Below are 1,515 nucleotides of genomic sequence, written 5' to 3' on the forward strand. Positions count from 1 at the left end.
TCACTATTAATAGCTATTTGTCGCAAGCCCGAAGTCGCTTGAGGGACGGCAATTGTTTGAATAACTTGATGATAAGTTGTCGAAAATGGGTCGATATCGAGAACGTAAATCCTGCCGGTTATTCCATCAGTAATATAAGCGTATTCGTCCCTCGAATCAATGACAATTGATTGGGGTGATGCGCCGGTAGGTAAATTGATGGGATTGACTTCAGGAGTATCAGGATTCGTATCGACTTGTTGTAGTGCGAGCGCATCTACTAATGCCACGCTTCTTGAGCCTCCCAATACTACATAAACGCGGGTGGCATCGCTCGTTACAGCCAGTTCGCGGGGTCGATCTGTAATATTATCAGTACCAACAGGAATGCTAACTAATTGCAAGTCGTTGCTGTTGCCATTTTCCACTACTGATTCGGGATCAGTGCCGTCAAGAACTGCCACTCGATCTGCACCCCGCAGCGCTGCAAAAATGTATTCAGCGCCGGTGTTTAACTGAATTTCATTGCTGTCGTATTCGACTTCTTCATATACTGGCTGTGTACTATTTTGACCGACGAGTTCGTTCTGTCTCCGGCTGATAGAAATTTGAGAGACTCCGAGTGCAACGGTGTTGGGAACTTTAACTGCTACTTTAAATTGATTGTCGCCTAATGCTTGGCTGAGATTAGGCAATACGGTTCCTTCATAAACCTCATCCCCGACATAAAATTTAACTATTAAATCTTCAAACCGGCTACCTTTAGGATCACTGCCCTTATCGACTAAAACGTTGGAGCCGGTTAAAAATAAAACCGGCTCTCCCCCCAGAAAAGGATTGTTAGATTCATCATTAAATTGTAGAGAAGCTTTTTGTAAAATAGGTGGTTCTGTTGGGTCATTATCCACAGGAGCCGACATATTTAAGGATGTCTCAAATGTTGCCAGCCCATCCGTAGAACGCTGCACTCCTACTTCAGTAATCACCGGCAACCCTACTTTAGGAATCGCTATAACTTTCACAGAGGAAATATCATAAGTAACTGTAAAAGCAGGGATAGTTACAAAATTGTCAGGCTCAATTAATTGGCCGATATTGCCTCTAGGATCAATAATTCCAAAAAAGGCTAACGGGAAATTATAGTTGAGAGTAAGCTGTCCTTTTACAAGGGTAGCGCTACCAGTAATTTCAGCATAAGCTACCATATATTCGCCTGGTCTAATCACCCCCGGATACGGTGGTGAAGAGGTACGAATCATACCATCATTTCCCACAATTCCTGATTCTTCTTGTAGCCAAATAGGATTCCATGTGCCGGTTTCATCCGGTAATGCTCCTTTCCTCATAAAGTAAACTTCCGTACCTGCTTGCATCCCCGCTGGTGCCGGTATTGCCAATTGTGCCGGCACGTTTAAAGCGTTCTCACGCTTTCTCTAAATTAAATGCACCGGCAAACTGGAATCCTTCAGGAATCGGTAATGATAATTGTGCTTGATTTAAAGCCGTTAAACTAACAGTTGTATTTGCATCTAATGC

General features: G+C 43.4%; 1 protein-coding gene. It reads right to left on the minus strand.

Annotated features, from left to right (window positions below):
• Positions 1-1,388: YncE family protein (locus NG798_RS27640; RefSeq protein WP_375339011.1), on the minus strand; the 1,388-nt coding region annotated here is incomplete at its 3' end.
• Positions 1,389-1,515: the final 127 nt, after the last annotated feature.

The sequence above is a fragment of the Ancylothrix sp. D3o genome, from assembly GCF_025370775.1.
Taxonomy (GTDB): Bacteria; Cyanobacteriota; Cyanobacteriia; order Cyanobacteriales; family Oscillatoriaceae; genus Ancylothrix.